This is a genomic window from Nonlabens dokdonensis (assembly GCF_002162835.1).
Classification (GTDB): Bacteria; Bacteroidota; Bacteroidia; order Flavobacteriales; family Flavobacteriaceae; genus Nonlabens; species Nonlabens dokdonensis_B.
Genome location: NZ_MAAX01000059.1, coordinates 20,304 through 30,077, shown reverse-complemented (window position 1 = coordinate 30,077; position 9,774 = coordinate 20,304). Strand labels below are relative to the sequence as shown.

The following is a 9,774-nucleotide window of genomic DNA, read 5'->3' as shown; positions in this document are numbered from 1 at the left end:
ATCTTTAAATAGCAAGATATATTTATCTATTAAGCTCTTTTATAATAATATTTTGAAAAGTTTTACTACTTACAATATCTAATCTTAAGATTTATGAACAATATTAACAGGAAAGAGTCCCATAAAAAACATGAAGACCTTGAAAGAATTTTTCCTGAGCTAGAATTAATTTTAGGGAGTTCTGAGGAAGAATTGTTAAAAGCTTATAGTAATCCGGCGAAAAAGGTTTATTTAATTGTAGGATGCGCTAGAAGTGGATCAACGTTATTATATCAATATCTTGCTAAAACTGGTTACTTTATGTATCCAACAAATTTTTTATCACGTTTCTACTATGCTCCTTATATTGGATATCGTTTACAGCAGGCACTTATTGATTTTGATTTAAAAGGAGAGGTTTTTCAAAATCTTGATGCTTTAAGCAACTTTAAATCTAATTTAGGTAAAACCAAAGGTCCAAAGCAACCGCATGAATTTTGGTACTTCTGGAACAGATTTTTTAAATTCAAGAATTTACAGCAGCTTAGTCAAAAGGAAATGAAAGATGTGAATTGGTCATTATTTTTAAAAGAACTACATGCATTAGAGGAAGCGTCAAATCGACCAATTTTATTGAAAGCAATGAATTTAAATTGGAATCTAGCTGATCTTGAACAAAATATACCAAACGTTCATTTTATTTACATAAAAAGAGATGTCCTTTATAATGCTCAGTCTTTACTAATTGCTAGAAAAAATTTTTATGGAAATTATGATGAATGGTATTCATTTAAAACTCCTAATTACTATAGTCTCAAAAAGTCTAAACCTACCGTACAAGTTATTGAACAAGTTCTAGCTAATAATAAAGCTGTTGAAAACTCTTTAAAATCGGTTAAAGAGTCAAATAAAACAATAATATCTTATTCTGATTTCTGTAATAATCCAAATAATTTAATAACGGATTTGAACAGTAAGAATGCTAATATTATCTATAAAAATTCTGATTTGAGCTTTGAAAATGGAAACAATATTAAAATCGATTCTTTACTTTATGATGAAATGCTATCTTATTTGACTAAAATAAAATAATATGTCATTTCAAACATTTAAAAATGAATTTGAAAAGATTTCAGTTGTTGAAAATGATAATTCGGTTACTAAATCACCTATAGTCAGTGTTTGTATACAAACATATAACCATGTAAATTATATAGAGAAATGTTTAGATAGTATTTTAAGTCAACAAACAGATTTTGATTTTGAAATTGTTTTGGGAGATGACGATAGCAAAGATGGAACTAGAAAAATATGTGAAAAATATGCTCTAAAATATCCATCTAAAATTAGGTTATTATACCACAAGAGAGCCAATAATATCGTTATTAAAGGCAAGCCGTCAGGAAGATTTAACATGTTATACAATTTGTATACGGCTAATGGTAAATATATTGCTTTATGTGAGGGTGATGATTATTGGATTGATGAATGTAAATTACAGAAACAATTTGATTTTTTAGAAAAACACACTAATTTAATTGCTTGTCATCATTGGCAGAGAAATGCAATCAAAATTGGTGAGAAATATGTTGAAGTAGAAAGCCCTAAAGATGGTTATTATTCAAAGCATATTGCAGGCGTTAAGGAGTTATTTGCTAATCAAGTTAGACTAAAATCAAGAACTTTAATGTTTAAAAATGTAATTAATATCTCTTATTTCTCATACTATTTTAAAGATGTGGCTTTTGGAGATGTTCCTCTGAGTTTTATTTTAGGAAAGCATGGTCATTTTGGTTTTATTAATCAAGAAATGGCAGTTTATCGGATAACGTTTAAGGGAGTATCAACAGCTGGTTTGAAAGAATTAGGTACAGAAAAGTTTAGAGTAGAACATTTCAAAAATTGGATAGAGATTTGGGATAAAGCTAATATATTTTATTCTTTTAAATATAACAAAGAAGCGGTTGATACCGTCAAGTTTTTTTTTCTAAAAATTATTACAAATTCACCGCTTAATTTTCTTGCATTGTTAAATATATTAAGCTACAACATTAAAAATAGAGAGTTATCTTTTTTGAAAACTTTCCCAGTATCAGTTTATATTGCAAAAACTTTTGGTAAGATGTACCTGAAGAAGGTTTATAAAACTTTAATTTTCAAACGTTGAAAGAGGAACAACTTGTATTTATTGTATCACAACCGCGAGCTGGTTCAACCTTTCTGCAAAATTTACTATCTAACAATCAAGATGTAAACACATGTAGTGAGCCGTGGATACTTTTACATTTTGCAAATCAATTCAAATCTGATTTGGTCACAGGTAAATACAATAACGAGTACGCAAATATTGCCTTTAAAGATTATTTGAGCAAACATGAAAAGTTTGAATTTAAAAATCATCTTAAGGCTCTTTTATTAAAAATTTACGAACCTCTATCAGTTGACCACAAAATAGTTATAGATAAGACGCCGCGTTATTGGGAAATCTTAGACGAGATAGTAGAGCTTTTCCCTAGTTGTAAAGTCATAGTATTAAAACGCGATCCTTTAGACGTGGTTAGATCTATTATTAGAACATGGAATATCAAGAACTTTGATGATTTATCTAGATATAAAAGAGATATTATAATTGGCCCACGTAGAATTCATGAATTTTGTATCCAACACAAAGAGAATGAAAATGTATATCAATTAAAATACGAGGATTTGATTACTGATACGAAATCTGTAACAAATAGTTTGTATAAATGGTTGCGCATAGATTTTAAAGACGAGTACCTTGATATAAAAAATAATTTAAAAACTAAAGGCTTATTTGGTGATCCATTTCAAAACGAAAATAAATTTACAGTTAACCAGACAAAGTCTAAAAAATTATCAAGTAAATTTGAAAAACTGTTGAAAGGATATTATAATCATTTGGGGACTAGTTTTTTAAGCGATTATGGTAACTATGATAAAAGAGCGATTGATTCAAAGAAAAGTATATCGTTTTATTATTACTTGCATTTAGCCAATGCTAATAATCTTGATCCAAATTATGTTTCATTTATCAGCAAATGTAAAAGACTTTTTGCCACTTTGTATATTAGATATTTGAACTGACGTTTGACAGTCCAGTTTATTCACAAACCTCCTAATTCCAATAAAGTCGCATAATTTATTTAGTATAAAGATCATGTTCTATAAACGTAAACAGCCTCTTGTTTTATTTTATTCTAGCCGTAGAGGAGGATCTACTTTGCTTGCAGAAATAATGGAAGCAGCAAGATCTACTGTTTATGTAGATCAACCATTTGATTTATGGAAGCCAGACACTGATAGAGGTCGCATCATAGCAAGTTTTTTGCCCAATAAACATCAAAGTCAGTTTTTTGAGATGGATGATCAAGAGAAAAATAAGATCACGTTATACTTAGATCATTTTTATAAGAAAAAGTTGTTGCATTTATCAACAGGAAAAAGAGCAAAACATATTGTTTTAAAAATTGTAAATGCACATGGATTGATAGATGAGTTGGCTACTTTAGTACCATCAAAAACTGTTGTTTTGATGCGACATCCTTTTTCACAGTCTTTATCTGTAATGAGAAATAAATGGGGCACTTGTGAGGCTGCATTCATTGAATCAACAACTTGGACAGATACATATCTAACTCTGGAACAACTTGCCTTTTCTAAAGAAGTATCAGAAAAGGGTACTTATTTTGAAAAAGCTGTTCTCAATTGGTGTCTAGAGTGGCATTATCCTTTGCATTATAGCAAAACAAAAAAACTCACATTGTATTATGAAGATTTAGTTTTAGATGGTGCAAATCATATCACTAGGTTGTATGAATTTTTAGGATTTAAGGAAATTCAAAATGGGGTAGCTATATTGAATAAACCATCTAAATCGTCAAATTTTAGTACAAAAGCGACAGTTGAAGGAATTAAAAACAACGATAAAAGTGCCATGCTTTCTAGCTGGAGATCCCAATTAGAAGAAAAAGACCTTGTCAATGCTCAAAAAATACTAGACGTATTTAACGTTACCGTATATTCTAGATTTTCAGATATTCCACAATTATGATTTCTATTATACTACCTACTTTTAATAGCTTATCGTTTCTCAAAGAAAGAGTAGACAGTATTTTAAATCAAACCTATAAAGATTGGGAATGTATAGTTATCGATGGTGAATCTACAGATGGGACATGGACTTATCTAGAAAAAATAGCTGTGAGAGACATGAGGTTTAAAATGTTTCAACATCCTCCTAAAGGAGTCTATAATGCATGGAATATAGGTGTTCAAAAAGCTGCAGGAGCATATGTTTATTTTGCAACTAGTGATGATACAATGAGTAATGACTGTTTAGAACATTTATTACATGGATTTGAGTTGGCACCAGAATGTGGTATTTCTCATTGCTGTTTGCAAATTATAGATGAATATTCTCAACCTTTAAAAAGCTATGATTGGAACACTTTTCCAGCTCAAGAATATTTTAAAAATTATAATTCAAGAAAACATATTCGTAAAGCACCTTTAACAGGATTGTTGTATGCAACTCATCAAACTGTTATTCATTCTTTTACGCAAGTTTTGATTTCAAAAAAAGTATTTGAGAGGTCAGGTTACTTTTTGGAAGATAAAGGGCCAGCAGCAGATTTAGAATGGGGCATGCGTGTAGGTCTTACGGAAGATGTAATTCATATACCTCGAGAGATGGCTACCTGGCGTGTGCATGGTAAACAATTAACAGCAATTGAAGTTGATGATACATATACCATACAACTAATTGAATTAATGCGTTTAGCGATTTGTAATTCTACTTGTACATCAGAGATAAAAAGCCTTAAGAAAGACCTTTTAGCCTGGAAAAAGATGTCGTTGTTTGCCAAATTATCTTTGTACGATAAATTGGTAAATTTGCAATTCTTGAACTTAAAAATATCAATGCGCTTGTTTCCAGATTTTCATAGAGCATTTGAATCTAGAGAAGCTTACCAATTCTATTTACAAGCAAAATTAGATTATAATAAAGAAGAATTAATTGAAATAATTAAATAATATGATTGTTCATTATACATTATTTCAAGGAAAGGAGTTCGGTAATGGCGCTTACAGGCGTTCCTTTCAGATTGCTTCACTATTATCAACACTAGACGAAGAAGTCATCACACTATCGAAGTATCCAGTTCAAAAGAACGATGTGAGCCTATTAGAACGTGTAAAATTGGCTTTTAGGTTCTCAAAGTTTTTAGGTTATCAAAAGCTAGATTTTAATACGTTACGTTATAAAGTTTTAGACATAATTTTATGGAAGAAATATTTAACTTCTTTAAAAACAAAAGATGAGGATCTTAAAGTTGTTATTGATCTCTCTTATTATTCTGATGAAGCATTAGTTTTTGCTTGTTATGAGTTAGGAATTGAAATGATAGGTATTTTACATAATATGGAGTCTCTTGTTCATCAGCAAAAATCACACTTGTCTGGAAAGGTCGCACCTGACTGGTTTTTTGAAGAGATTAATTTACTTAAGTTTTTTTCTTCAATATATACCATTTCAAGAGAAGAACAATGGTTGCTTTCTCTTTATGGAATTAAAGCTCATTATCTACCATATGTGCCGTCTGAAAATGTGATTTCAAATTGCTTAGCAATTAAAAAATTACGTCAGCACTCAGAAAAGAAGTACTATCTGTCCATAGGAACTGCCTCTAATCCTCCTACCGTTGAAGGGTTTAAAGAGCTTATTTATATTTTTGAGGGATTGAATTTGGATGAAAAACTGGTTATAGGTGGATATGACACTGAAAAGATGGCGTCTTTTTTAAGTAATAAAACAAAAAAGGTTTATCTAAAAGGGGCTTTAAGTGAAAAGGAATTAGAGCAAGTATTAGTAGAATGTAAAGCTATAATTATTCATCAAAAACCGACTACAGGAGCTTTAACAAAAATTCCGGAATTATTATTAAGTGGTATCCCGGTAATATGTAACACTTCAAGTGCAAGAAATTACTATTATTTGAATGGTGTTCATGTTTATAAAACTGGTAACGAGTTAAAAAAGATTTTAAAACATCCTAAATTATTAGCACCTTTTGATTTTAATTTAGAAAATAAGAATAAGAAATTTCTAGATGAGTTTAATTGAATATCAGCTTTGGAATTTTAACTATAAAAAGATCGAAACTAATAATTCTATTTTCATCTTAGCTTTTACAAATTCAGATTTAATTGTTATCCATTCACTTTGTTAGAGAAAAAAATATCCATTATAACCCCAGTATATAATCAAGTTGATTTTATAGAGCAAACAATACTGTCTGTGGTAGATCAAGGTTATTCAAATCTTGAATATATCATTATTGATGGAGGTAGTACAGATGGCACAATCGATATCATTAAAAAATATGAATCTAGAATTACTAGCTGGATCAGTGAACCTGATCAAGGGATGTATGATGCTATCGATAAAGGCTTTTCTCGATCAACTGGTGAAATCATGGCATGGATAAACAGTGATGATTTACTGTTGCCTAATGCTTTACATCACATGAATCACTTAATGACCGAGCTGCCACAGGTAGAATGGGTTCAAGGAATGAATAGTGCCATAGACTTGCAAGGTAACGTCATAGACTATCGTTACGGTGGTAAATTTAGTTTGATAAAATTTCTACAAAAAGATTACCAATATGTGCAGCAAGAGTGCACTTTCTGGAGAAAAAGTTTATATGAGCGAGCTGGAAATCGAATGAATACCAAATTAAAATTAGCTGGAGATTTTGAATTATGGTTTCGTTTTTCTCAAAACGCAAAATTATATAATTGCAAGTTAGACATCGGTACGTGGAGGGATCGACCAGGTCAATTATCTCGAGCAAATTTTGATAATTACGTAAAAGAAGCAGAGCGTATTATCGATGCTTACGTACTAAATGATGAGGAGAAAAAACGTTTGAATAAAATAAAAACATGGCGTAAAATTGCCAATGCAATAAAGAAAGCCTCTTTTTACAAACTCCGACTTTTTAATAAAAGACTGCATAAGTTGCATGGTGTTGATAGAGCAGATATTATTTATTCTCATAACTTGCAATCCTATATAATTGACCCAAAATCTTAATGTCCTCTAAGCCTAAAATATCCATCATCACACCATCCTATAATCAAGGGCAGTTTCTAGAACAAACTATTTTGTCTGTCTTAGGTCAGGAATATCCTAATATCGAATACATTATTATGGATGGTGGTAGTACAGATGCTTCTGTTTCTATTATAAAAAAATATGAGTCCCGACTTGCCTATTGGAGTTCTGGTAAAGATGGTGGGCAGGCTGCTGCGATAAATGCTGGATTTGAAAAAGCAACTGGAGAACTATTACTATGGTTGAACAGCGATGATATGTTGATGCCAGGTGTACTGGATTTTGTGGCAAAACAATATCAGGAGCATGGCGATGCTATTTACTTTGGTAACTGTATTCATTTTCATGAAATTAATCAAGATGCTCTAGATACTAGAGGAAGTGACGTTGTTACTGCTCATAAAAAGAAAGATTTAAAAGCAATTGACTACATCATACAGCCATCTTCCTTCTGGACTAAAAAAGTATGGGAGCAAAATGGTGTTCTCGATAGTGCGCTTCACTTTGGGTTTGACTGGGAATGGTTTTTAAGAGCCCAAAAAAATGGTGTGGCTTTTCACAGCTTTTCTAGACCGTTATCCTTATATCGTATTCATGAAGATCATAAAAGTGGTGCTAGCGGCGATAAGCGGCAAAAAGAATTGCTGCTTATTTATGAGCGTTACCATCGAGAAAATGCACTTCTTTTTCAAAAATTAATGCAAGAAAAAGTTTGGGATACTTCTATTTTTAAACTCTTTAAAAAGCTTTGTAAGGCTATAAACAGCAACTATTTTACTGATGCCGTTTTGCTGAAAATTTATAAGTACAATAAGTACAAGAATTATAAGACAAAAACGATAACCTCTGTAAGAGCCATGTTATAGGACATTCTAATATGAAAATCTCTATTATAACCATTAATTATAACGATGCCGTAGGACTGGAGCGCACCATAAAAAGTGTGCAAGATCAACATACTGTACCTTTTGAGCATCTTATAATCGATGGTGGTAGTACTGATGGAAGTAATGAAGTTATAGCAAAGAACTCGAATTATTTTAGTTTTACTATAAGTGAACCAGATCGTGGTGTCTATGACGCGATGAACAAAGGGATCAAAAATGCTACCGGAGATTACTTATTGTTCTTAAACAGCGGTGATGTTTTGTTTGACTCAGAGGTTATAGAAAAAGTAACGCCTCATTTAAGAAGTGCGCACGACTTGATTTATGGTGATCTTTATATGGTAGCTACAGACCGGCCTAGTTTTACACATACCTATCCTACATCACTAGATTTCACATTTTTTAAACATACGTCTTTAGGACATCCGTCTACATTTATTAAGAGAGAGCTGTTTAATGTACACGGTTTTTACCGTACCGATTTAAAAATAGTAGCGGACTGGGCATTTTTCTTAAAAGTGATCTGTATAGAAAAGGCGACTTATAAAAAAATAGATGTGACCATTTCTCGTTTTTATGAAGGTGGTATTTCTACAGCTGCTGCAACAGCGCAATTAAATAAAGACGAAATTAATAAAGTACTTCTCGAGAATTTTAATCTTTATGAAACTAGTTACAACCAGTTGATAGAAGAAAATAAAAATCGAGCCTTGGTGTATGACAAGCTTCATCCTCAAATAGGATTGCTTACAACTAATAAAATGTTGCTCCGCATTTTGAATGGATTTATTATGATACTTTCTACTCTTTTAAAGGCAAAACGTTCTTTATAAAGAGTTGTTAAAAAGGTTTAAAGGTTATGTTTGTGTTTCGCTTTCGCGAAAGCGGATAAATAATACCAGCTATACTTGTAAAAAAGTCTAATTTTGCGGCATGCTGGTATCTGCTATCATTCCATGTTATAATTCTCAAGCTACGATAGGTAGAGCTATTACTAGTCTGTTAACACAGACTGTGGCTATCGATCAGATTATAGTCATCAACGACGGTTCTACAGATGAGTCGTTACAAGTGGTGCAAGATTTACAACAAAAGCATTCTTCCATAATTGTTATTGATCAAGAAAATAATGGTGTTTGTGCTGCGAGAAACGCAGGTATAGAACAAGCTAAGGGAACTTACCTTTTAACACTAGATGCAGATGATTATTTTGAGGACACTTTTGTAGAAAAAGCATTGAAAAAGTTTGAGGAAGACGATCGTTATGGAGCTGTCATGTGTGGTTATGTGCGTGTGGTGAATGGTAAAAAAATCCTGCCTTACATTCCAGAAGAAATTACTTTTGAGTCTTGTTTACTACGTAATGGAGCTATTGCATGCTTGTTGTTAAAAAAAGAAGCTGTTTTAAAAGCAGGGCTTTATGATCTTGCTATGAGCGGTGGTCATGAAGATTGGGATTTAAACATAAGAGTTTTAAAATTAGGATACCGTTACGCAATAATTCCAGAGGTACTTTTTAATTATGTAGATACAGTAGGTTCTAGAAGTTATACTTCTATGGAACAAGATCTCGATCTTAAAATGCAACTATTTCATAAATATAGGGACGAGTATAAAAAGCTACACGAGTATTTATTTATTGAATTTTCAAAAGAAATAAGTAGGTTACAGCGACAGATTATAAAAATAAAGAGGCGCAAGTCTTTTAGAGTCAGTGAAAAAATAATCTCCCAGATTGACAAAATTAAAAGTATTTTCAAATAAGTA

At 31.5% G+C, this 9,774-nt stretch carries 10 protein-coding genes; all 10 read left to right on the top strand.

The window, feature by feature from the left end; all coding sequences use genetic code 11:
* Positions 1 to 93: 93 nt before the first annotated feature.
* Complete coding sequence (locus A9Q93_RS03535; protein ID WP_303686001.1) at positions 94 to 1,071, top strand: sulfotransferase; 978 nt, start codon at positions 94 to 96, stop codon at positions 1,069 to 1,071.
* Position 1,072: 1 nt separating this feature from the next.
* Entirely contained in the window at positions 1,073 to 2,146 is a 1,074-nt protein-coding gene (locus A9Q93_RS03530) for a glycosyltransferase family A protein (protein ID WP_303686000.1), read from the top strand.
* Positions 2,143 to 3,084: a sulfotransferase gene (locus tag A9Q93_RS03525; RefSeq protein WP_303685999.1), complete on the top strand. Its 942-nt coding sequence runs from the start codon at positions 2,143 to 2,145 to the stop codon at positions 3,082 to 3,084. Before A9Q93_RS03530 ends, A9Q93_RS03525 begins: the two co-directional genes overlap by 4 nt.
* Before the next feature lie 73 nt (positions 3,085 to 3,157).
* Positions 3,158 to 4,051, top strand: a complete 894-nt coding sequence (locus A9Q93_RS03520; RefSeq protein ID WP_303685998.1) for a sulfotransferase — start codon at positions 3,158 to 3,160, stop codon at positions 4,049 to 4,051.
* Positions 4,048 to 5,034 (top strand): glycosyltransferase, encoded by a 987-nt coding sequence (locus A9Q93_RS03515; protein WP_303685997.1) that lies wholly within the window; start codon positions 4,048 to 4,050, stop codon positions 5,032 to 5,034. The genes A9Q93_RS03520 and A9Q93_RS03515 overlap by 4 nt, the downstream gene beginning before the upstream one ends.
* Positions 5,035 to 5,176: 142 nt before the next feature.
* The gene (locus A9Q93_RS03510) at positions 5,177 to 6,124 is read left to right on the top strand and encodes a hypothetical protein (RefSeq protein ID WP_303685996.1); all 948 of its coding nucleotides are present in this window, start codon (positions 5,177 to 5,179) and stop codon (positions 6,122 to 6,124) included.
* Positions 6,125 to 6,223: 99 nt separating this feature from the next.
* On the top strand, positions 6,224 to 7,099 hold the full coding sequence (locus tag A9Q93_RS03505) for a glycosyltransferase family 2 protein (protein WP_303685995.1): 876 nt from the start codon (positions 6,224 to 6,226) through the stop codon (positions 7,097 to 7,099).
* A complete protein-coding gene (locus A9Q93_RS03500; RefSeq protein ID WP_303685994.1) occupies positions 7,099 to 7,986 on the top strand; it encodes a glycosyltransferase family 2 protein in 888 nt (295 codons plus the stop codon). Before A9Q93_RS03505 ends, A9Q93_RS03500 begins: the two co-directional genes overlap by 1 nt.
* An 11-nt stretch (positions 7,987 to 7,997) precedes the next feature.
* On the top strand, positions 7,998 to 8,840 hold the full coding sequence (locus A9Q93_RS03495) for a glycosyltransferase family 2 protein (protein WP_303685993.1): 843 nt from the start codon (positions 7,998 to 8,000) through the stop codon (positions 8,838 to 8,840).
* A 100-nt stretch (positions 8,841 to 8,940) separates the two neighbouring features.
* On the top strand, positions 8,941 to 9,771 hold the full coding sequence (locus tag A9Q93_RS03490; protein ID WP_303685992.1) for a glycosyltransferase family A protein: 831 nt from the start codon (positions 8,941 to 8,943) through the stop codon (positions 9,769 to 9,771).
* Positions 9,772 to 9,774: the final 3 nt, after the last annotated feature.

Coding starts and splice junctions, on each gene's coding strand:
- A9Q93_RS03535 (WP_303686001.1), top strand. CDS start 94: ATGAACAATATTAACAGGAAAGAGTCCCATAAAAAACATGAAGACCTT.
- A9Q93_RS03530 (WP_303686000.1), top strand. CDS start 1,073: ATGTCATTTCAAACATTTAAAAATGAATTTGAAAAGATTTCAGTTGTT.
- A9Q93_RS03520 (WP_303685998.1), top strand. CDS start 3,158: ATGTTCTATAAACGTAAACAGCCTCTTGTTTTATTTTATTCTAGCCGT.
- A9Q93_RS03515 (WP_303685997.1), top strand. CDS start 4,048: ATGATTTCTATTATACTACCTACTTTTAATAGCTTATCGTTTCTCAAA.
- A9Q93_RS03500 (WP_303685994.1), top strand. CDS start 7,099: ATGTCCTCTAAGCCTAAAATATCCATCATCACACCATCCTATAATCAA.
- A9Q93_RS03495 (WP_303685993.1), top strand. CDS start 7,998: ATGAAAATCTCTATTATAACCATTAATTATAACGATGCCGTAGGACTG.
- A9Q93_RS03490 (WP_303685992.1), top strand. CDS start 8,941: ATGCTGGTATCTGCTATCATTCCATGTTATAATTCTCAAGCTACGATA.